The sequence below is a fragment of the Roseovarius sp. 217 genome (assembly GCF_000152845.1).
Taxonomy (GTDB): domain Bacteria; phylum Pseudomonadota; class Alphaproteobacteria; order Rhodobacterales; family Rhodobacteraceae; genus Roseovarius.
The window spans coordinates 3218583-3235677 of record NZ_CH902584.1; the positions used below are offsets into that span (position 1 = coordinate 3218583).

21 protein-coding genes and 1 tRNA gene are annotated in these 17095 nt (G+C 63.0%); 12 read left to right on the forward strand and 10 right to left on the reverse strand.

Translation table 11 applies throughout. The features are described from left to right. Positions 1–30 precede the first annotated feature (30 nt). On the reverse strand, positions 31–1284 hold the full coding sequence (tyrS, locus tag ROS217_RS15420) for a tyrosine--tRNA ligase (RefSeq protein WP_009818714.1): 1254 nt from the start codon (positions 1282–1284) through the stop codon (positions 31–33). A 63-nt stretch (positions 1285–1347) separates the two neighbouring features. On the opposite strand from tyrS, the gene ROS217_RS15425 reads away from it, so the two are divergent. From ROS217_RS15425 to ROS217_RS15435, 3 genes are read left to right on the forward strand one after another with little or no spacing between them, the layout of a single operon-like run. Further along, positions 1348–2460 carry an anhydro-N-acetylmuramic acid kinase gene (locus ROS217_RS15425; protein WP_009818715.1) on the forward strand — a complete coding sequence of 371 codons (1113 nt, stop codon included), beginning with the start codon at positions 1348–1350 and terminating at the stop codon, positions 2458–2460. Further along, entirely contained in the window at positions 2460–3191 is a 732-nt protein-coding gene (locus ROS217_RS15430) for a maleate cis-trans isomerase family protein (RefSeq protein ID WP_009818716.1), read from the forward strand. The genes ROS217_RS15425 and ROS217_RS15430 overlap by 1 nt, the downstream gene beginning before the upstream one ends. 17 nt (positions 3192–3208) lie before the next feature. After that, positions 3209–4351 carry a trans-sulfuration enzyme family protein gene (locus ROS217_RS15435; RefSeq protein ID WP_009818717.1) on the forward strand — a complete coding sequence of 381 codons (1143 nt, stop codon included), beginning with the start codon at positions 3209–3211 and terminating at the stop codon, positions 4349–4351. Positions 4352–4397: 46 nt separating this feature from the next. Here the strand turns inward: ROS217_RS15435 and ROS217_RS15440 are convergent, their stop codons facing one another. Together ROS217_RS15440 and ROS217_RS15445 are read right to left on the reverse strand one after the other, a co-directional pair. Beyond that, positions 4398–4736, reverse strand: coding sequence for a TfoX/Sxy family DNA transformation protein (locus ROS217_RS15440; protein ID WP_040650642.1), 339 nt, complete (start codon positions 4734–4736; stop codon positions 4398–4400). A gap of 19 nt (positions 4737–4755) precedes the next feature. Then, positions 4756–4832, reverse strand: a tRNA-Ile gene (locus ROS217_RS15445). A 109-nt stretch (positions 4833–4941) separates the two neighbouring features. Between ROS217_RS15445 and purM the strand changes: the two genes are divergently transcribed. From purM to rnd, 3 genes are all read left to right on the forward strand, one after another. Further along, positions 4942–5988: a phosphoribosylformylglycinamidine cyclo-ligase gene (gene purM, locus ROS217_RS15450; RefSeq protein ID WP_009818719.1), complete on the forward strand. Its 1047-nt coding sequence runs from the start codon at positions 4942–4944 to the stop codon at positions 5986–5988. After that, the gene (gene purN, locus ROS217_RS15455; protein WP_040650644.1) at positions 5985–6578 is read left to right on the forward strand and encodes a phosphoribosylglycinamide formyltransferase; all 594 of its coding nucleotides are present in this window, start codon (positions 5985–5987) and stop codon (positions 6576–6578) included. The genes purM and purN overlap by 4 nt, the downstream gene beginning before the upstream one ends. A gap of 106 nt (positions 6579–6684) precedes the next feature. Beyond that, positions 6685–7845 (forward strand): ribonuclease D, encoded by a 1161-nt coding sequence (gene rnd, locus ROS217_RS15460; RefSeq protein WP_009818721.1) that lies wholly within the window; start codon positions 6685–6687, stop codon positions 7843–7845. Between the two features lie 52 nt (positions 7846–7897). Here rnd and ROS217_RS15465 read toward each other — a convergent pair whose 3' ends face one another. After that, on the reverse strand, positions 7898–8416 hold the full coding sequence (locus ROS217_RS15465) for a hypothetical protein (protein ID WP_040650646.1): 519 nt from the start codon (positions 8414–8416) through the stop codon (positions 7898–7900). Between the two features lie 126 nt (positions 8417–8542). On the opposite strand from ROS217_RS15465, the gene ROS217_RS15470 reads away from it, so the two are divergent. Continuing rightward, positions 8543–8953: a SufE family protein gene (locus tag ROS217_RS15470; protein WP_009818723.1), complete on the forward strand. Its 411-nt coding sequence runs from the start codon at positions 8543–8545 to the stop codon at positions 8951–8953. 58 nt (positions 8954–9011) lie between these two features. Here the strand turns inward: ROS217_RS15470 and ROS217_RS15475 are convergent, their stop codons facing one another. Continuing rightward, positions 9012–9671, reverse strand: a complete 660-nt coding sequence (locus ROS217_RS15475; RefSeq protein WP_009818724.1) for a DUF1638 domain-containing protein — start codon at positions 9669–9671, stop codon at positions 9012–9014. A 104-nt stretch (positions 9672–9775) separates the two neighbouring features. Here ROS217_RS15475 and ROS217_RS15480 point away from each other — a divergent pair, with 104 nt between their 5' ends. Further along, positions 9776–10273 (forward strand): hypothetical protein, encoded by a 498-nt coding sequence (locus tag ROS217_RS15480; RefSeq protein ID WP_009818725.1) that lies wholly within the window; start codon positions 9776–9778, stop codon positions 10271–10273. 52 nt (positions 10274–10325) lie between these two features. On the opposite strand, the gene ROS217_RS15485 is transcribed toward ROS217_RS15480, so the two are convergent. Both ROS217_RS15485 and ROS217_RS15490 read right to left on the reverse strand, forming a co-directional pair. Beyond that, a complete protein-coding gene (locus tag ROS217_RS15485; RefSeq protein WP_009818726.1) occupies positions 10326–11030 on the reverse strand; it encodes a corrinoid protein in 705 nt (234 codons plus the stop codon). Positions 11031–11270: 240 nt separating this feature from the next. Continuing rightward, a complete protein-coding gene (locus ROS217_RS15490; RefSeq protein ID WP_009818727.1) occupies positions 11271–12257 on the reverse strand; it encodes an SGNH/GDSL hydrolase family protein in 987 nt (328 codons plus the stop codon). A 117-nt stretch (positions 12258–12374) separates the two neighbouring features. Between ROS217_RS15490 and ROS217_RS15495 the strand changes: the two genes are divergently transcribed. After that, a complete protein-coding gene (locus ROS217_RS15495) occupies positions 12375–13478 on the forward strand; it encodes a PA0069 family radical SAM protein (RefSeq protein ID WP_083781589.1) in 1104 nt (367 codons plus the stop codon). On the opposite strand, the gene ROS217_RS15500 is transcribed toward ROS217_RS15495, so the two are convergent. The 3 genes from ROS217_RS15500 to ROS217_RS15510 form a co-directional block, all read right to left on the reverse strand. Continuing rightward, positions 13460–13705 (reverse strand): hypothetical protein, encoded by a 246-nt coding sequence (locus ROS217_RS15500; protein WP_009818729.1) that lies wholly within the window; start codon positions 13703–13705, stop codon positions 13460–13462. The genes ROS217_RS15495 and ROS217_RS15500 overlap by 19 nt on opposite strands. Before the next feature lie 14 nt (positions 13706–13719). After that, positions 13720–14730 (reverse strand): betaine--homocysteine S-methyltransferase, encoded by a 1011-nt coding sequence (gene bmt / locus ROS217_RS15505; RefSeq protein WP_009818730.1) that lies wholly within the window; start codon positions 14728–14730, stop codon positions 13720–13722. Between the two features lie 162 nt (positions 14731–14892). Then, positions 14893–15207 (reverse strand): DUF1476 domain-containing protein, encoded by a 315-nt coding sequence (locus ROS217_RS15510; protein WP_009818731.1) that lies wholly within the window; start codon positions 15205–15207, stop codon positions 14893–14895. A 162-nt stretch (positions 15208–15369) separates the two neighbouring features. Between ROS217_RS15510 and purC the strand changes: the two genes are divergently transcribed. From purC to purQ, 3 genes are read left to right on the forward strand one after another with little or no spacing between them, the layout of a single operon-like run. Further along, positions 15370–16131: a phosphoribosylaminoimidazolesuccinocarboxamide synthase gene (gene purC / locus ROS217_RS15515; protein ID WP_009818732.1), complete on the forward strand. Its 762-nt coding sequence runs from the start codon at positions 15370–15372 to the stop codon at positions 16129–16131. A gap of 13 nt (positions 16132–16144) precedes the next feature. After that, positions 16145–16384 (forward strand): phosphoribosylformylglycinamidine synthase subunit PurS, encoded by a 240-nt coding sequence (purS, locus tag ROS217_RS15520; RefSeq protein WP_009818733.1) that lies wholly within the window; start codon positions 16145–16147, stop codon positions 16382–16384. Beyond that, positions 16384–17052: a phosphoribosylformylglycinamidine synthase subunit PurQ gene (purQ, locus tag ROS217_RS15525; RefSeq protein WP_009818734.1), complete on the forward strand. Its 669-nt coding sequence runs from the start codon at positions 16384–16386 to the stop codon at positions 17050–17052. The genes purS and purQ overlap by 1 nt, the downstream gene beginning before the upstream one ends. The last annotated feature ends 43 nt before the right edge of the window (positions 17053–17095 follow it).

The following is a 17095-nucleotide window of genomic DNA, read 5'->3' on the forward strand; positions in this document are numbered from 1 at the left end:
TTCGCGTTAAACCGTACGGTTAGAGGTATCTTAACCTTCGAGTTTGACCAGTGCGTGACGTTTCTTGCCTGCCGAGAGTTTGATGGGAGATTTGAGCGCGCCGGCGTCGATCATCAATCCTGCGTCGGTTAACGGTTCGTCATCCAGCCGCGCGCCATTCTCGGTGATGAGGCGCTTGGCCTCTTTGCCGGATTTGGCAAGACCGGCGCGCACGATCAGTTGCACGATGGAAATCCCCTCGGCCAGCTCCTGAGCCGTCACCTCGATGGTGGGCAGGTCGTCGCCCACACCGCCGTGTTCGAACACTTCGCGCGCGGTGGCCTCAGCGGCCTGTGCCGCCTCGGCCCCGTGCAGGAGGGTTGTGATCTCATTGGCGAGGATGATTTTGGCGGCGTTGATGTCGGAGCCTTCCAAAGCACCAAGGCGGTCACAGTCCTCGATCGGCAATTCGGTGTAGAGTTTGAGGAAGCGCCCGGTGTCGGCATCGGTGGTGTTGCGCCAGAATTGCCAGAATTCGTAAGGCGACAGCATATCCGCCGAAAGCCAGACAGCACCCCCCGCCGATTTTCCCATCTTGCGCCCATCCGAGGTGGTCAGGAGCGGTGAGGTCAGGCCAAACACCTCATGGTCGATCACGCGACGCGTGAGGTCGATGCCGTTGATGATATTGCCCCATTGATCCGAGCCGCCCATTTGCAGGAGGCAGCCGTGACGGCGGTTAATTTCAAGGAAATCATAGGCTTGCAGGATCATGTAGTTGAATTCGAGGAATGAGAGCGATTGCTCGCGGTCGAGGCGCGATTTCACCGATTCAAACGCCAGCATCCGGTTCACCGAGAAATGTCGCCCGATGTCGCGCAGAAACTCGAGGTAATTCAGCCCGTCGAGCCAGTCGGCATTGTTGAGCATGAGCGCATCCTGCGGCCCCTCGCCATAATCGAGGTAGCGGGCAAAGACGCGGTTCATGCCGGCGATATTCTCGTCGATCTGGGCCGGGGATAGCAGGGGCCGTTCATCCGAGCGGAACGAGGGATCGCCCACCTTGGTGGTGCCGCCGCCCATCAGCGTGATCGGGCGGTGTCCGGTCTTTTGCAGCCAACGCAGCATCATGATGTTGAGCAAATGCCCGACGTGCAAGGATTTCGCCGTGGCGTCGTAGCCGATATAGGCGGTGACGGTTCCGGCGCTCAGGGCCTCGTCCAAACCCTGATAATCCGTGCAGTCGGCGAGATAGCCGCGCGACATCATCACGCTGAGAAAATCGGATTTGGGGCGATAGGTCATAATGCTTGTCCCGGCTTGGTTTGCGCGGCATGTATATGCAGTCGGTGGGCAAAGGAAAAGGCCATGTTGAAGGCGGAACGCCTCTGGGCGTTGGGGGCGATGTCGGGCACCTCTCTGGATGGGGTGGATGCGGCCATGGTCGAGACCGATGGCGAGACAATATTTGCCTTTGGACCAACGGCTTATCGTGGGTATTGCGCCGAAGAGCAGGCGGTTTTGTCTGCCGCCTTGGGGAAATGGCCGGGCGAAGATCTGGCTGAGGCACAAGCGCTGGTTGAGGGCGCGCATCTGGAGGTTTTGAGCCAATTCAAGGGCGCGGCACTGGTGGGGTTTCACGGGCAGACGCTTGCGCATGAGCCGCAGGGGCGCGGCACGCATCAGCTGGGCGATGGGGCGCGGCTGGCCGAGGATTTGGGCCTGCCGGTGGTGTGGGATTTTCGCAGCGCGGATATCCGGCTGGGGGGCGAAGGGGCGCCGCTGGCCCCGTTCTTTCATTTTGCCTGTGCCAAGTGGATCGGCGCGACCGAGCCGCTGGCGTTTCTGAACCTTGGCGGGGTGGGGAATATCACCTGGATTGATCCAAGCTATGCAAGACCGGAGGAACAGGGCGCTCTTCTGGCGTTTGATACCGGGCCTGCCAATGCGCCGATCAACGATCTGATGCTGACGCGGCGCGGCGAAGCCTTTGACCGAGATGGCGCGCTCGCGCGTCAGGGCGAGGTCGTGCAGGGGGCGTTGGAGCTTTTTCTTGATGAGCCCTATTTCCTTCGGATGCCGCCCAAGTCGCTGGATCGTGACACCTTTGCCGACATGATCGGTCTGGTGGGGGAATTGGGCGATGCCGATGCCGTGGCCACGTTGACCGGCATGGCGGCAGCGGCGGTGCTGCGGGGCATGGAACATTGCCCACGCCCGCCTGCGCGGCTGTTGGTGACGGGGGGCGGGCGGCATAATGGGGTGATGATGCAGATGCTGCGTGCCGCGCTGGATTGTCCCGTGGAGCCGGTCGAGGCGGTGGGGCTGGATGGCGATATGCTGGAGGCGCAGGCCTTTGCCTATCTGGCCGTTCGCGTGGCGCGGGGTTTGCCCACGTCTTGTGCCAGCACCACGGGGGTGCGCGCCGCTGTCTCAGGCGGGACGATCAGTCGGTTGGGCCACCCATCGGAGGCGATGTGATGGAGTATGAACTGGATCAGGGCGCGGGATCGGGGCTGCGGCTGGGGATGATCCTGCTCAGCACAGATGAGACCGTGGAATATGAGGCGCGGATGGTGCTGGCGGGGCGTGACGTCAACCTGATGCATGCGCGCATTCCGGCGCGGGCGGATGTGACGCCCGAGGATCTGGCGAGCATGGCGCCCGAGATGACGCGCACCGCGGCGCTCTTGCCACGCGATTTGCGGGCGCTGGCCTATGCCTGCACGTCGGGGGCCACGATCATCGGGTCGCAGGAGGTCGCGCGGCTGGTCAATCTGGCGCATCCGGGCGTGCCGGTCACGAACCCGCTGAGTGCGGTGATTGACGCGCTGCACGCGCTTGGGGTGAAAAGGGCCGCGATGGTGACGCCTTATGTCGAGGCGGTCAGCGGGCCGATGGCGGAGTGTCTGCGTGTGGCAGGGATCGAGGTGCTCCATTCGGTCAGCTATGGGCAAAAAGAGGATTGGACGGTGGCGCGGATCACCGAAGCGAGCACGCGGCGCGCGATGCTGGAGGCAGGGCGCGTGCCGGGGGTCGAAGCCGTGTTTGCCAGCTGCACCAATTTGCGCACATTTGGCGTGATCGACGCGGTTGAGGCGGAGTTGGGCTTGCCGGTCGTGACCTCCAATCAGGCGCTCTTGTGGGACATGCTGCGCCGGGCCGGGGTAGAGGCGCGCGGCTGGGGGCCGGGGCGGCTCTTTACGATATAAAGAAGGGAACAGGACAGATGAAGAATACCGAGCTGAAACCCGCGACGATTGCGGCACAGGCGGCAGGGGCCACCGACAGTGCGACCGGAGGCGTGGTGCCGGGGATTTCGCTCTCGACCACCTATGGGCGCGATGCGGACTATGCGCTGCTGCGACCGGACAACATGTATGGGCGCGATCAGAATGACACGGTGCGGCAGGCCGAAGAGGTGATCCGGCAGTTGGAGGCGGCGGCGGCGGCGCTGCTGTTCCCAAGCGGCATGGCAGCGGTCGCGGCGGTGTTTCGCGCGCTGCCCTCGGGCGCGCGGGTGGTGATGCAGACCGGTATCTACTGGGGCACGCTGAAATGGGTGCGGGCCTATTGCGTACGCCGGGCCATTCTGCTCGATGAGATCGACGCGGCGGACCCGGCGGCTCTGGCTGCGGCGTGTCGCTCTTCGGCGGATATGGTCTGGATCGAGACGCCGTCAAATCCCTGGCTCAAGACCGTGGATATCGCCACGGCGGCGGGGATGTCGCACAAGGCGGGGGCGATTCTGGTGGTTGATGGCACGGCGGCGACGCCGGTTCTGACGCGGGCGCTGGATCTGGGCGCGGATATTGTGATGCATTCCGGCACCAAGGCGCTCAACGGGCATGCGGACGTTCTGGCAGGTGTGCTGTCCTGCCGCGAGCCGGGCAATGCGATGTGGCAGGAGATTGTGACCGACCGGCATGATGCGGGAGCGGTGATGGGGCCGTTCGAGGCGTGGCTCTTGATGCGGGGCATGCGCACGCTGCCGCTGCGGATGGAGCGCATGTGCGAGAATGCTCTGGCGGTGGCCGCGTATCTCGAGGGGCATGCGGGCATCGCGGCGGTGTATTACCCGGGGCTTGTCAGCCATGCGGGTCACGCGATTGCAGCGCGGCAGATGTGTGGTGGCTATGGGTATCTCTTGTCGGCGGTGGTGGCGGGCGGGCGCGAGCGGGCGCTGGAGGTGGCGGGGCGGTTGCAGCTCTTCCACCGTGCCACGTCGCTGGGCGGAGTCGAGAGCCTTGTCGAGCATCGCCACACCATCGAGCCGCATACCGGCATTCCTGAGGGCCTGCTGCGATTCTCGGTGGGGATCGAAGATGCGGGGGATCTGATTGCCGATCTGGCGCAGGCGCTGGAGGGCTAGGCGCGCGCCGGGTTCTGGCTCACGCCGTTGCGGCTTGAGACCAAATCTAGCGCCGCAGCCCCGTCCCGATCTCATTCAGAATCGCCTCAAGCGTCGCGTTTGGTCCGGTCATCTCGCCTGCGACGCGCGCCTTGATTGCGTCGAATCGGACGCGCAGGGCTGCTTTTTCTGCGCCCTGACAGTCGTTCCAAGGCCGCCCCTGCAATCCCATCACCAAGGCATAATAGCCGATGAAATGCGGCTGTGTGCCAGCGCGCAACAGCGCCTCATAGGCCACATCTGCGCCCATTGCCCGCAGGCTCTCGGCGTCATGGATGCCGGCACGCGCAAAGCCTGCGTCAGAGGCGGGACCGAGGTTGCGGATAGAGGAAACGGGCAGAGGCATCGGTGGCATTCCGTTAATCTGGTAGGCCCGGAGGGACTCGAACCCCCAACCAAAGCGTTATGAGCGCTCTGCTCTAACCAATTGAGCTACAGGCCCCACCTGCGGCAGTTGGTAAGCCGGGGCCGGGGCAGGGTCAAGGCTTTCAGATTGCACGAGGCCTGCCAATCAGCTAACGGGTGGCGCATTCAAGCGATGGGGACAGGCCATGACCGAGCGACAGAACGGGATCACCTATGCCGATGCGGGCGTAGACATCGACGCGGGCAACGCGTTGGTGGAGCGGATCAAGCCCGCAGCCAAGCGCACGCAACGCTCTGGCGTCATGTCGGGGCTGGGCGGTTTTGGCGGGCTGTTCGATCTCAAGGCGGCTGGCTTTACCGATCCGGTGCTGGTGGCGGCGACCGATGGTGTGGGCACCAAGCTGCGGATCGCGATTGATACCGGCCATGTCGAGGGCGTGGGCGTCGATCTGGTGGCGATGTGCGTCAATGACCTGATCTGTCAGGGGGCGGAGCCGCTGTTTTTCCTTGATTATTTTGCCACGGGCAAGCTGGAGCTGGATCAGGCGACGCGGATCATCGAAGGGATCGCGCGGGGCTGCGAAGGCTCTGGCTGCGCGCTGATTGGTGGTGAGACGGCGGAAATGCCGGGCATGTATCCGGCGGGCGATTTCGATCTGGCGGGCTTTGCCGTGGGCGCGATGGAGCGGGGCACGGAATTGCCTGCCAATGTGGCGGAGGGCGATGTGTTGCTGGGTCTCGCCTCGAACGGGGTGCATTCCAACGGCTATTCGCTGGTGCGGCGAATTGTCGAGATGTCGGGGCTGGGGTGGGACGCTGCCTGTCCCTGGGCCGAGGGCAGTCTGGGCGAGGTGCTCTTGACGCCGACACGGCTCTATGTTCGGCCCATATTGGAGGCGCTCAAGCTGGGTGGCATCCATGGCCTTGCGCATATCACCGGGGGCGGGCTGACCGAGAACCTGCCGCGGGTTCTGCCCGAGGGGCTGGGGGCCGAGATTGACCTTGGCGCATGGGCGTTGCCGGGGGTGTTCCGCTGGCTGGCCGAGACCGGCAACATGGCCGAGGCGGAATTGCTCAAGACCTTCAATTCCGGCATCGGCATGATCGCTGTCGTCGCGGCGGACGAGGCCGAAGCGGTCATGGCGGCGTTGCAGGCGGCAGGCGAGACGGTCTGTCGGCTGGGGCAGGTGGTGCCGGGCGCGGGCGTGGCATACCGGGGCCATCTTTTGTGAGCAAGCGGGTCGCGATCTTTCTCTCAGGGGGCGGCTCGAACATGCGGTCGCTGGTGGCGAGCATGACCGGCGACCATCCGGCGCGGCCTGCGCTGGTGCTGTCGAACCGCAGTGACGCGGGCGGGATTGCCTGGGCCGCAGGGCAGGGGATTGCGACCGAGGTGGTGGATCACCGCCCGCATGGTGGCGACCGCGCCGCCTTTGAAGCGGAGATCGAGGCGCGTCTTGCCCCCTATGGCATCGACATCATCTGCCTCGCCGGGTTCATGCGCGTTCTCACAGCCGGGTTCGTGACCCCTTGGCAGGGGCGGATGATCAATATTCATCCCTCTCTCTTGCCGAACTATCGCGGGCTACACACCCATGCCCGCGCGCTGGAGGCGGGCGAGCAAGAGGCAGGCTGCACAGTGCATGAGGTCACGGCGGAGCTGGACGAGGGGCCAATTTTGGGACAGGCCCGCGTGCCGGTGCTGGCCGGGGATACGCCTGACGCGCTGGCGGCCCGGGTTCTGGCGCAGGAACATATCCTCTACCCGGCGGTGCTGCGCCGGTTTGCCGCCGGAAACCGCACGCCGCTTTATCTGCCCTGAGACCGGTCAGGGGCCTCTGCCAGCATTTGCAATTCGACCAATCTGGTCTATAGCTGGGGTGGGGGACACGACTGGGCATAAACGACAAGAGCAAAGATCACCCCTTATGAAAACCATTACCACGACTGAAGACCTGGCGGAATTTTGCGCCATGGCGCGCACGCATTCCTATGTCACCGTTGACACGGAATTCCTGCGCGAGCGCACCTATTACTCCAAGCTCTGCCTCTTGCAATTGGCGGTGCCGGGCAAGGGCGACGACAGCGCCGTTCTGGTCGATCCGATCGAGGGTGAGGACATGTCGATGGAGCCGCTTTATGAGCTTTTCCGCGACACGTCGGTGGTCAAGGTGTTTCACGCCGCACGGCAGGATCTCGAGATCTTCTATGTCGATGCCGGGGTGATTCCCGATCCGATGTTCGATACCCAAGTGGCGGCGATGGTCTGTGGCTTTGGCGAGCAGGTGGGCTATGAGACGCTGGTCAAGCGGATCGCCAAGCAGACCGTCGACAAAAGCTCGCGCTTTACCGATTGGTCGCGCCGCCCCCTGACCGATGCGCAGAAAACCTATGCCTTGGCTGATGTGACGCATCTGCGCGTGGTCTATGAATTTCTGGCCAAAAAACTGGCAAGTTCGGGGCGTGACAAATGGGTGGCCGAAGAGCTCAGCGTGCTGACCGATCCCGCCACCTATCGCACCGATCCCGCCGAGGCCTGGCTGCGGATCAAGACGCGCAACACCTCGCCCAAATTTCTCGCCATTCTGCGCGAACTGGCCCGGTTCCGCGAGGAGTATGCCCAGTCGCGCGATGTGCCGCGCAGCCGGGTCTACAAGGATGATGCGCTGGTGGAACTGGCCTCGACCAAGCCGGTGACGCATCAGGATCTGGGGCGGTCACGGCTGTTGCTGCGTGAGGCCCGCAAGGGCGAGATTGCCGATGGTATTCTGGCGGCGGTCAAGGCAGGGCTGGAATGTCCCGTCGACCAGATGCCGCGTCCCGAGGTGCTGGACGACCGCGCACAGGTCAACCCGGCGCTGGCCGATCTCTTGCGCGTGCTGCTCAAGGCCAAGAGCGAGAGCTATGGCGTGGCGGCCAAGCTGATTGCGAGTGCTGCCGATCTCGATGCCATTGCGGCGGGGGCGCGCGAGTTGCCCGCCTTGCGCGGCTGGCGGCTCGATGTGTTCGGGGTCGATGCGCTCCGGCTCTGCAAGGGCGAGGTGGCTCTGGCGGTCAAGGGGCATGGCGTCGAGACGGTGGATCTCTGAGCCTCTCTGAGCCGGTAAGGCGGGCGGTGCTGCGGTAAACCGCCGCCTGCGTTCAGCGTCGGCTGACCTGTTCGTTGCGTGCGCCGATGACCCGGATTACCTCCGAGCGCTGCAGCGTTTGGTTCGACAGAAAGACGGCTGCCGTCACGGTGCGGGCGCGCTCTGAGCCCTGCGGCTGATCCTCGAGTTGCAAGGCCATCAGCCGGAACTCCAACACGCCATTCACCGGCTCATTCTCGGTCTCCGAGACCAGACGCACGTCAAACGCACCTTGACGCAGGCTGACCCCCTCGACGCGCAGGATGGCACCATCACTGGTGCGCTCGATCACCAAGCGGGTGACTTGATCCACGGGTGTGCCCTCGTAGACCCTTTCCCGGTTGCGGCGGAAAATCGTGTCCTCGCGCTCGGGGATCAGCGGATTGGTCGAGGCGGGCACAGCTTCGGTGGGACGGGGGCGCGACTGGCTGCGCCCGAACCAATTGCGTGGGTTGGCGCGCGACTGGCGATAACCGCCACAGCCTGCCAGAGCCGACATTGCTACCAATGAAAGAAAGACCCGACGTTGCATACCATCTGCCCCTGTACCCTTTTTCTTTCGACTATCCTATCCCGTCCAGCTTGAAAAGGTGCAAGCGGGGTCTGGACCTTTTTCCGGACCGGCCCTAGGTCTGAGACAGAGATCAGGGAGAGTGTCATGGCCACCGCCGCCTTTGAAGAGATTGTCGAAGATTTCGAGTTTCTCGAGGATTGGGAAGACCGCTATCGCTATGTGATTGACCGGGGCCGGGCGATGGCGGCGCTCGACGATGCGCTCAAGGTGCCGGTGACCAAGGTCGATGGCTGCGCCAGTCAGGTCTGGTTGCATCCCAGGATCGAGGCCGGTCAGTTCAGCTTTGACGGGGATAGCGATGCCATGATCGTGCGCGGCCTCATTGCGGTGTTGCGGGCGCTCTACAACGGGTTGCCGGTGGTCGAGGTGGGGCGCGTCGATGCCCCGGCCGAACTGGCACGGCTTGGGCTGGATGAACACCTCTCGGCGCAGCGCTCGAACGGGGTGCGGGCGATGGTCGAGCGGATCAGGCTGGTCGCGGCAGAGGCGGCCTAAGAGCGTGGGGGCGCTGCCCCCAATACCCCGAAGTATTTGAAGCAAGATGAATTTAGAATCAGGTTGTTGTAGCCTGTGTCTCAAGTGATGCTTTAAGATCGCCATAGCCAGTGAAACGGTATTCATAGGCGAGACCCAACCGCGCAGCGCAGTCTTTTGCCTTGGCGCGCAGGGCGGGATCGTCGGTCTGCGCCTGATAGACCAGCTTGGTGTAATTGCCAAAGATCATGTCACGCAACTGCGGGTGCCGGTCGAGACCCATCGGTTTCCAGACGAAAGCATCGAACTGTCGCACGAGGAAATCGGTGAGGTAAAAGGCGCTGATCTCATCCTCATGGGCGGCGAAGCGGTCCAGACCTTCGTAGAAGGCATAGCAATGCGGGCCTGCCACCATCTCGACACCGAGGTCGGCGCATTTCGCCTGCAACTGCCCGCCGGTGCCGCAATCGGCGTAGACCACGAAGATGCGGTCATAGGCATCACGATGCGCCAGCACGGCCTGTTCCACCTCTTCGGTGATCCGGTCGGGGTAGAGATGCAGCTTGGCCGGCAGGCATTGCAGGTCCATGTGATCCCAGCCATTGGCGCGTTTGAGCGCGAGGATCTCATGCGCCAGCGCCCCGCACGCGATCAGCAGGATGCGGCCCTTGCCCTGCGCCTCCAACCCCTGAGAGGTCAACAGGTCAGGATCGGGCAAGGGGGCGGCAGCGTTTGTCACAGAGTCTGACCTTTTCGTTATCGTGTCGCAATCGCTTTGTCGGCGTAGGGAAACAGGGTAAAAGTACCCGAAACTTAACGCACTCTCACACAGGACATATGCGTATGATCGGATCATCTGCCAAGTCCACTGGACTGCCGGCGCTCAATTTCCAGACCTTGGGTCTCATGTTCATCGCGGGTTTCTTCGCGACAAATGCCTTCGACCTCTGGGGCCAGGTCATCAGCCCCGGTCTTGGCTTTGCCAACCTCTCGCCGCATGGGCTCGCCAAAAGCCTGCTTGGCAGTCTGGGCCTGCCCAATGGCGATTTCGCAGGCTATTTCGTGCATTTCTATCTGGTTGGGCTGATCGGCTATCCGGTGGGCTGGCTGTTTATCTTTGCGCCGCTCTGGAACAGGATTGTCGGGCCGGGGTCTGGCTGGTTCCTTCCGTCGTTCGTCTATGGCTTTGGTCTGTGGATCTTTGCCATTGGCGGCATCACGGCGATTGCCGGTCTGCCTCTGTTCCTGAATTTCACCGGCATCGCCTGGGTGGCGCTGGTGGGGCATGTGGTCTACGGGATCGTGATGGTCGCCGTGATGCGGCTCATTCAGCGCGGCTGATCCGGCCCGTCAGCCCTGCGCGCCGAGCGGTCGGCGCGCAGGGATTTCGGGCTCAGCCCGCAGCCAGCCGGTTGTGCTTGCGGGACATGAAATCCTTGGCGGTTTCGACGGCCACGGCGGCATCACGGCAATAGGCATCGGCCCCAATGGCCTTGCCGAATTCCTCGTTGAGCGGCGCGCCGCCCACCAGCACGATATAGTCATCGCGCTTGCCCTGTTCGACCAGCGTGTCGATCACGACCTTCATATAGGGCATGGTCGTGGTCAGCAGGGCGGACATGCCGAGGATGTCGGGCTGTTCGGTTTCGAGCGCATCAAGATATTTCTCGACCGCGTTGTTGATCCCGAGATCGACCACCTCAAAGCCCGCACCCTCCATCATCATGCCGACGAGGTTCTTGCCGATGTCGTGAATGTCGCCCTTGACGGTGCCGATCACCATCTTGCCGACGCGCGGCGCGCCGGTCTCGGCCAGAAGCGGCTTGAGGATGAACATGCCACCCTTCATGGCGTTGGCAGCCAAGAGAACCTCGGGAACAAAGAGGATGCCGTCGCGGAAATCCTTGCCGACGATGGTCATGCCACCCACCAGCGCCTCGGTCAGGATGCGGTAGGGGGCCCAGCCGCGCTCGAGCAAGATGTTGACGCTCTCTTCGATCTCTTCTTTCAGACCGTCGTAGAGGTCGTCGAACATCTGTTGGACAAGCTCTTCGTCGTCCAGCTCGGAGAGGATGATCTCGTCTTCTTGGTCAGACATTGCGGGAATCCTTGGTTTCTCTGCGCGCGCGCATCGTGGGTTGACTGGGCGCAGCTTTCGTCAATTTGCGCCTCGGCCACTTTCCGAATTGCGACGCTGCCCGCGCCGCAACCGACCTATAGCCGGAAAACGCGCGGGATGTGACTGAATTGTCGGCATGAAGATATTCGAATTTCCGCAACATGGGGACTGTGCGGACAGACTATGCGCCCCGACAGGCTGTCCTGCGGGGCGGGGTAGTCAGGCGCGGCGGCGTATGAGGGCTATGCCCCCGAGCGCCGTCAGCAACAGCAACCCGCCTGCCGGAAGCGGCACAACAGCGGCGCGGACCTCGCTCGCGATCAGCGCATGGGCCCGGTCTGTGGGATGGATGCTGTCGTGAAAGACAAACCCCTGATCCGTGGAGCAGTCGCTTGCCGTGACAAGCGTCAGGATGCACGCGTCGGTCGTATTGGTGAACCCGAGCGCATTCGCATTCGCAAGGATGTCCTCGAACAGCGCGAAAGTGTCCAGAAACTGCACGTTGCCGAGCGGTGTCAGGGTGTTGAGGCCGGATCGAAGCGCGGCATTGAAGCCCTGAGTGGCAGCCGTCGCGCCGGCAATTGCGGTCCCGGCTGGGGCCGCCCCGATGCTGGCCAGAAAGGCATCCAGAGAGGTCACTTCGGGGATGCGCCCAAGGTTCGGCAGGCCAAAGACGAGAACGTCAGTCAGGCCCCCCGACAAGAGGTCGGCCACCCCGGTGACAATCTCGGTGACCGCCCCCGAGATGACCGCGCCGAGACTGGCCGGATTGGCCAGACCTGCGCGCAGATCGTTGCCGCCAAACCAGACCGCCGCCAGCGGGTTGGGTCCAAGGCCAAGAGCAGGCTTCGCCGCATTGAAAATACCGCGCTGCGCCGCAAAATCGGGAATGGTGTCGGTGTTGTCATCCGTGTCCCCGCCCAGGGGTTCCGGGTTTGCCACGGCCCGTGCTCCGCCAAAGGCAAAATTGGTGCCCGAGGCGAAATTCGCGCCCAGCTTGCTCGCCCAGGTGTCGCCATTGGTGAATTGGCCATTGGGATAGAGCGCGGAATCGGGCACCGCGCCGCCGGTGAGGGCAAATATGTTGCCCGGATCGCTCAGACTGTCGCCAAAGACAACCAGATCGGAAAACGGCCCAATGGGCGCAGCAGAGCCGAGCGTCGGCAGCAGCGCTGTCACCCCGGCCATAAGAATATTGCGGATCATAATCCCTCCCAGACATTAAATTTCTGCACGGCAAAGTGAACACGGTCGTCAGATGCAGCGCAAATCAATTTCCCGTTTGCGCATCAGGCCGCTGCGTCACTTGTGTATGTTCTCTATATGTTCCATATTCGCAGCATGACTCGGGACCCCAGCCTGCCCCATGATCTGCGCCCTCGGGCGCGCGGTGCTGTCAGCAATGCGGCGGGCCGGTTCGAGGCGTATGCCGTGAGCTACGAGGCGGATGGCTGGGACCGCGACGAAGAGGTGCGGCCGCTGCGCACGCATGTGACCGAAGAACGTCCGCGCCGGATCATCAGCTACAACCGCTCGCCGGATTTGCCGTTTGACCGCTCGATCAATCCCTATCGCGGCTGCGAACATGGCTGCGTCTATTGTTTTGCGCGGCCAACCCACGCCTATCTGGGGTTATCCCCCGGTCTCGATTTCGAGACGCGGTTGATCGCTCGCCCCGAGGCCCCGGCGCGGCTTGAGGCTGAATTGCGGGCGCGCAGCTACCGGGTGGCGACGATGGCGATCGGCACCAATACCGATCCCTATCAGCCGATTGAAAAACAGTTCAAGATCACCCGCGCCTGTCTGGAGGTGCTGAACCGGTTCAACCATCCGGTGGCGGTCGTGACCAAGGGCACGCTCATTGAGCGGGATCTGGATATTCTGGGCGATATGGCGGCGCGCGGGCTTGCTCGGGTGGGGATTTCCGTGACCACGCTGGATGAGGGGCTGGCGCGCAGGCTGGAGCCGCGGGCGCCGTCGCCTGCGCGGCGTCTGGCGACGATCCGACGCTTGGCACAGGCGGGGATTCCGGTGCGCGTCATGGTTTCGCCGGTCATACCGGGTCTGACGGATACAGAGATCGAAGCGATTTTGACCGCCGCGCAAGAGGCCGGGGCAGGGGCCGCGAGCTGGATCATGCTGCGCCTGCCGCGCGAGGTGTCGCCGCTCTTTCAGGAGTGGCTGGCCACGCATTATCCCGACCGCGCGGGCCGCGTGATGAACCGGCTGCGGGAAATGCATGGTGGGCAAGAGTATAGCGCCGACTGGCACAGACGGATGCGCGGCGAGGGGGTCTATGCCCGGATGATCGCCCGCCGCTTTGATCTGGCGGCGCGGCGTTTGGGGCTGGATGCGGCGCAGGGGGCGTTACGCTCTGACCTCTTCGAAGTGCCCTTGGCGCGGGGGGATCAGTTGTCGCTGTTTTGAGCGCGCCGACCGCTCAGACAGGCCAGCCCAAGCAGGACCGCGACCACGGCACCGGGCATCAGGACAAGGATCATCAGGTCTTCGCCGTGCAAGGTCCAGGGCATCGGGACCGAACAGTTGCCGCTCGGGCTACCAAAGGCGCAGGCCAGTCCGGAAATCCAGAGATAGCCCAGCCCCCATGCCAGCAGAGCCAGCAGAGCCGCGACAAGAAAGATCAGGCGAAGCATCCCGTGTCGCAGGCTCAGGCCCGTCTGCGGCGCGGGCGGCGTGGGGCGGCGGTATCGTCGCCGGTGCCATCACCACCGGATGAGAAGGCACCAAGCGCCTCGGTGATCTCATCCAGCGTCGGGCGGGGGCCGCGCGGGCGGCTCTCCAGCGCGGCGCGCATCTTGGACAGGTGCTCGGGCATGGTGCCACAGCAGCCACCGATGATGGTGGCACCGGCATCGCGGGCCAGCACGGCGTAATCCGCCATCAGATCGGGCGTGCCGTCGTAATGGATATGGCCGTCATGGTATTTCGGAATCCCGGCGTTGCCCTTGGCGACGATAGGCCGGTCAGATCCTTGGGCCACAAAGCCGAGTATGGTGCGCAAGAGGTCCGAGGCCCCGACACCGCAATTGGCGCCAAATGCCAGCGGCGGATTGCCCAGTTTTTCCACCATCGTCGCCATATCGGACGAGGTGAGGCCCATCATGGTGCGGCCGGCCGTGTCGAAACTCATGGTGCCGCACCATGGCATATCGGCCAGTTTGAACGCCTCGGCCGCGGCCTTGTATTCCTCGGGGGCCGAAATGGTTTCGAGCCAGAGCACATCGGCCCCGCCTTCCTTAAGGCCTTCGGCTTGTTCATGGAAAATCTCGACGGCAAGCGCGTGGGTGAGCGCACCCATCGGTGCCATGATCTCGCCCGTTGGGCCGACAGAGCCCGCGACGATCACCGGGCGGTCATAGCGGTCGGCCACGTCGCGGCCAATCTCGGCGGAGATGCGCGACAATTCCCGCGCACGCCCCTGTGCGCCGTGCAGTTTCAGGCGCGCGGCATTGCCGCCAAAGGAATTGGTGAGGAAAAGATCGCTGCCCGCATCCACCGCCTCTGTATAGAGCCGCTTGATCCGGTCGGGATGCTGATCATTCCACATTTCGGGCGCATCGCCCGATTGCAGACCCATGTTGAAGAGATTGGTGCCCGTGGCCCCATCGGCGAGAATCCAGTCGCGCGTGGCAAGCATCTTGGTGAGGGCATTTGGCATGTCATGGTCCTGTGATCTTTGAGCACGCAGATGTGCCACTAACGGCGCGTGCGTGCAAATGCATAAATTTCATGTAAATGGTGAGGCGCGTATGAATTGACGCGCCAAGAATAAAGGGCGCGCCAGTCTGTGGCACGCCCATATGGTGTCAGATCAGGGTGCTCAGACTTCCTTGGCCAACTGGCCCTTGGCGATCTTGAGCAGCTCGTCCATCTTGCCACGGATCGTGTCGGCATCGGCGATATCGCCCAGATCAACGGCGACCTTGCGCACGACATCCTCGTGCCCGGCCTCTTCGAAATCGGCCTTGACCACCTCACGGGCATAGGCATCGGCGTCGTCGCCGGTCTTGCCCATCAGTTCAGCGGCCCAGAGGCCGAGCAGCTTGTTGCGCCGCGCGACGGCGCGAAACGCCATTTCTTCGTCATGGGCGAATTTGTTCTCGAATGCTTTCTCGCGGTCGTCAAAGGTGGTCATTGGGCCAGTCCTCTTGCATGCGTTGCCGTCAGAACCGATATGCAATCTGGCGGGCAAAAGGGCAAGGGGCCAACGCCATCTTGCGACGTGATTGCCCATGCACTATGAGAGCGCATCGGCATGGGGGGACTCACGCCCCCCACCCTCAGCGACGGAGTTCCCATGGCGCGGCGCAAGAAAATTTACGAAGGCAAGGCCAAGACCCTCTATGAGGGCCCCGAACCGGGAACCATCATCCAATATTTCAAGGATGACGCCACCGCCTTTAACGCCGAAAAGAAGGCCGTGATCGAAGGCAAGGGCGTGCTCAACAACATGCTGTCCGAGTATTTCATGGTCGGTCTCAACGCCATCGGCGTGCCGACGCATTTCATCAAGCGGATCAACATGCGCGAGCAACTCGTGCGCGCGGTCGAGATCATTCCGCTGGAAGTGATCGTGCGCAACTATGCCGCCGGCACCATGGCCAAGCGTCTGGGCATTGACGAGGGCACGCAATTGCCGCGCCCGATCGTGGAATATTGCCTCAAGGATGACAAGCTGGGCGATCCTCTGGTGACAGAGGAACATATCGCCGCTTTTGGCTGGGCCAGCCAGCAGGATATGGACGATATCCTGAGCCTCGCGCTGCGCGTCAATGATTTCCTCACGGGTGTCATGTACGGCGTCGGCATCAAGCTGATTGATTTCAAGATCGAGATCGGGCGCGTCTATGATGGTGATTTCCAGCGCCTGATCGTGGCCGACGAAATCAGCCCCGACAGTTGCCGTCTGTGGGACATCGAGACCGGGCGCAAGCTCGACAAGGATGTGTTCCGCCGCGATCTGGGCAGTCTGACCGATGCCTATACTGAGGTTGCCACCCGCCTTGGTGTCATGCCCAAGGGCAGCACGCCGATGGCCCGGCCCAAACTGATCAACTAAAGAGGATATTCCCATGAAAGCGCGCGTGCATGTCATGCTGAAATCCGGCGTTCTAGACCCGCAGGGCGAGGCGGTGCGCCACGCTCTGGGCTCCATGGGCTTTGACGGGGTCGAGGGGGTGCGTCAGGGCAAGGTGATCGAACTCGATCTGGCCGAGACGGACGTGGCCAAGGCCAAATCCACCGTCACCGCGATGTGTGAAAAGCTGCTCGCGAATACGGTCATCGAGAGCTATTCGGTGGAGATCGCCTGATGCACGCCGCCGTCATCGTTTTTCCCGGCTCCAACTGTGACCGTGATCTTGCCGTGGCGTTTGAGCGCGCGGGCGCGCAGGTGTCCATGGTCTGGCACAAGGATACGGATCTGCCGCAGGGCGTCGATATCGTCGGTGTGCCGGGCGGGTTTTCCTATGGCGATTATCTGCGCTGCGGGGCCATTGCCGCCAATTCGCCGATCTGCCGGTCTGTGATCACGCATGCGGACAAGGGCGGCTATGTGCTGGGCGTCTGCAATGGTTTTCAAATCCTGACCGAGACCGGCATTCTGCCCGGTGCGCTCTTGCGCAATGCCGGGCTGAAATATGTCTGCAAGCCGGTCGAGCTCTGCGTTGCGACCGCGGACAGCGCCTTTACCTCTGGCTATGCCAAGGGCAGCAATCTGACCGTGCCGATTGCGCATCACGATGGCAATTACTATGCGGATGACGCCACGCTCGACCGGCTGATGGCCGAAGATCGCGTGGCCTTTACCTATTGCGACAATCCCAATGGCTCGGCGCGCGACATTGCGGGCATCCTGTCCGAGAACCGCCGTGTGCTCGGCATGATGCCGCATCCCGAGCGGATGGCAGAGCCGCTGCATGGGGGCACCGATGGCGCGGCGCTTTTTGCCGGGGTGGTGGGCCAGTTGGCCGACGCCTGAGCGCGTGACCGCTTGAGGTGCCGCGCGGCTCGGCTTACTCTGA

Excerpts from the sequence above, each read along its gene's own strand:
- ROS217_RS15430 (WP_009818716.1), top strand. The coding sequence starts at position 2,460 with ATGGAGTATGAACTGGATCAGGGCGCGGGATCGGGGCTGCGGCTGGGG.
- ROS217_RS15490 (WP_009818727.1), bottom strand. The coding sequence starts at position 12,257 with ATGATCCGCAATATTCTTATGGCCGGGGTGACAGCGCTGCTGCCGACG.
- ROS217_RS15485 (WP_009818726.1), bottom strand. The coding sequence starts at position 11,030 with ATGTCTGACCAAGAAGACGAGATCATCCTCTCCGAGCTGGACGACGAA.
- ROS217_RS15435 (WP_009818717.1), top strand. The coding sequence starts at position 3,209 with ATGAAGAATACCGAGCTGAAACCCGCGACGATTGCGGCACAGGCGGCA.
- tyrS (WP_009818714.1), bottom strand. The coding sequence starts at position 1,284 with ATGACCTATCGCCCCAAATCCGATTTTCTCAGCGTGATGATGTCGCGC.
- purS (WP_009818733.1), top strand. The coding sequence starts at position 16,145 with ATGAAAGCGCGCGTGCATGTCATGCTGAAATCCGGCGTTCTAGACCCG.
- ROS217_RS15465 (WP_040650646.1), bottom strand. The coding sequence starts at position 8,416 with ATGCAACGTCGGGTCTTTCTTTCATTGGTAGCAATGTCGGCTCTGGCA.
- purC (WP_009818732.1), top strand. The coding sequence starts at position 15,370 with ATGGCGCGGCGCAAGAAAATTTACGAAGGCAAGGCCAAGACCCTCTAT.
- ROS217_RS15500 (WP_009818729.1), bottom strand. The coding sequence starts at position 13,705 with ATGCTTCGCCTGATCTTTCTTGTCGCGGCTCTGCTGGCTCTGCTGGCA.
- purM (WP_009818719.1), top strand. The coding sequence starts at position 4,942 with ATGACCGAGCGACAGAACGGGATCACCTATGCCGATGCGGGCGTAGAC.
- rnd (WP_009818721.1), top strand. The coding sequence starts at position 6,685 with ATGAAAACCATTACCACGACTGAAGACCTGGCGGAATTTTGCGCCATG.
- ROS217_RS15480 (WP_009818725.1), top strand. The coding sequence starts at position 9,776 with ATGATCGGATCATCTGCCAAGTCCACTGGACTGCCGGCGCTCAATTTC.
- bmt (WP_009818730.1), bottom strand. The coding sequence starts at position 14,730 with ATGCCAAATGCCCTCACCAAGATGCTTGCCACGCGCGACTGGATTCTC.
- purQ (WP_009818734.1), top strand. The coding sequence starts at position 16,384 with ATGCACGCCGCCGTCATCGTTTTTCCCGGCTCCAACTGTGACCGTGAT.
- ROS217_RS15470 (WP_009818723.1), top strand. The coding sequence starts at position 8,543 with ATGGCCACCGCCGCCTTTGAAGAGATTGTCGAAGATTTCGAGTTTCTC.
- ROS217_RS15425 (WP_009818715.1), top strand. The coding sequence starts at position 1,348 with ATGTTGAAGGCGGAACGCCTCTGGGCGTTGGGGGCGATGTCGGGCACC.
- ROS217_RS15495 (WP_083781589.1), top strand. The coding sequence starts at position 12,375 with ATGTTCCATATTCGCAGCATGACTCGGGACCCCAGCCTGCCCCATGAT.
- ROS217_RS15510 (WP_009818731.1), bottom strand. The coding sequence starts at position 15,207 with ATGACCACCTTTGACGACCGCGAGAAAGCATTCGAGAACAAATTCGCC.
- ROS217_RS15440 (WP_040650642.1), bottom strand. The coding sequence starts at position 4,736 with ATGCCTCTGCCCGTTTCCTCTATCCGCAACCTCGGTCCCGCCTCTGAC.